Source organism: Aeromicrobium sp. PFPM2_SD2, assembly GCF_057364525.1.
In genome coordinates this window covers 1-1881 of sequence record NZ_JBNFNZ010000469.1, presented here as the reverse complement: position 1 = coordinate 1881, position 1881 = coordinate 1, and the positions used below count along the sequence as shown (strand labels likewise).

Genomic DNA, 1881 nt, shown 5'->3' with positions numbered 1-1881 from the left:
GGCGACCTGCGCGGCGCGGTGCTGGGGTCCGGCCGCGGCCCTGACCTGCGCGGCCAGCACGCTGCTGTCGCTGGGCGCGCTGCACCTCGTCCTCGTGGGGACCGCCGCGTCCTGACCGGCTCGGGGCGGCGAAGTAGGCTCGGCGTCGTGATCGAGCTCCTCACCCCCGCCCAGGTCGACCAGATGCGTCCGGCCGGCCGATTCGTCGCCAGCGTCCTGTCCCGGCTCGCCGAGGTCGCCGACGTGGGCGTCGACCTGCTCGACCTGGACGCCGAGGCGCACCGGATGATCCGCGAGGCCGGGGCCGAGTCCTGCTACATCGACTACCACCCCTCCTTCGGCGCGATGCCGTTCGGCAAGGTGCTGTGCACGTCGGTCAACGACGCGGTGCTCCACGGTCTGCCGCACAGCTACAAGCTGCGCGACGGCGACCTGGTCAGCGTCGACTTCGCCGCGTCCGTCGACGGGTGGGTGGCCGACTCGGCGCTCAGCTTCGTCGTCGGCACCCCGCGCGAGGAGGACCTCGCGATCATCGACACCACCCAGCGCGCGCTCGCCGCCGCCATCGACGTGGCGCAGCCGGGCAACAAGCTCGGCGACATCTCCGCCGCGATCGGCGACGTCTGCCGCGCCGACGGCTACGCCGTCAACACCCAGTTCGGCGGCCACGGCGTCGGGCGCACGATGCACGGCGACCCGCACGTGCCCAACGACGGTCGCGCCGGCCGCGGCATGAAGCTGCGCCCGGGCCTGGTCATCGCCATCGAGCCGTGGCTCATGGCCGGCACCGACGAGATCGTCATGGACCCCGACGGCTGGACCATCCGCAGCCAGGACGGCTCGCGGGGCGCGCACAGCGAGCACACGATCGCCATCACCGAGGACGGCCCGCTCGTCCTCACCGCCCGCGACTGAGGGGCCGCGCCTTCGCACGGGAGCGGTGAGCCCGCAACCCTTCCCTCCCCGGGGCGGTGAGCCAGCGACCCTTCGCTCCCGAGAGCGGTGAGCCAGCAACCGAATCACCGACTCGATCGGTTGCCAGGTCACCGCTCCCGCGGAGGAGCCACTTCGTTCGGTTGCCAGGTCACCGCTCCCGCGGAGGAGCCGGGCTGTCACCGGCGGGTGGGACGATCGAGGGGTGGAGCCCTCGATCCTCCACGCCGACCTCGACTCGTTCTACGCCTCCGTCGAGCAGCGTGACGACCCCTCCCTGCGCGGACGTCCCGTCCTCGTGGGCGGCGGCGTCGTGCTCGCGGCCAGCTACGAGGCCAAGGCGCACGGCGTCTCCACGCCCATGAACGTCCGCCACGCGCTGCACCGCTGCCCCGACGCCATCGTCGTGCCGCCGCGGTTCGAGGCCTACGTCGAGGCCAGCCGGCGGGTGTTCGACGTCTTCCACGACACCACCCCGGTCGTCGAGGGCATCAGCATTGACGAGGCGTTCCTGGACGTCTCGGGGCTGCGCCGGCTGCGCGGGCCCGCCGTGCAGGTGGCCGCCGGGCTGCGCCGCCGGGTGCGCGACGAGGTCGGCCTGCCGATCACCGTCGGCGTCGCCCGCACGAAGTTCCTGGCCAAGGTGGCCAGCGGCGCGGGCAAGCCCGACGGGCTCCTCGTGGTCGAGCCCGACGACGAGCGTCGCTTCCTGCACGCGCTGCCGGTGCAGAAGCTGTGGGGCGTCGGCCCGGTCACCGCGGAGGCGCTCAACGCCCGCGGGCTGCGCACGGTCGGCCAGGTGGCGGCGATCGACGAGCCCGACCTGGTGGCCATGGCCCAGCCGATCGCCATGATCGTGGGCTCGTTCACCGGCGGCCTGATCCTGGACCACGTCTCGTGGTTCGACCTGAGCGGCTGGCGCTGGGTCTTCATCCTGCAGGGCGCCCC

The 1881-nt window shown here is 73.3% G+C and carries 2 protein-coding genes; both read left to right on the top strand.

Annotated features, from left to right (window positions below; all coding sequences use genetic code 11):
* Nucleotides 1-147 precede the first annotated feature (147 nt).
* Nucleotides 148-915 carry a type I methionyl aminopeptidase gene (gene map / locus AC2W7G_RS15185; RefSeq protein ID WP_485869174.1) on the top strand — a complete coding sequence of 256 codons (768 nt, stop codon included), beginning with the start codon at nt 148-150 and terminating at the stop codon, nt 913-915.
* Between the two features lie 223 nt (nt 916-1138).
* Nucleotides 1139-1881 (top strand): Y-family DNA polymerase (locus tag AC2W7G_RS15180; protein ID WP_485869173.1); only part of this gene is annotated, 743 nt, incomplete at its 3' end.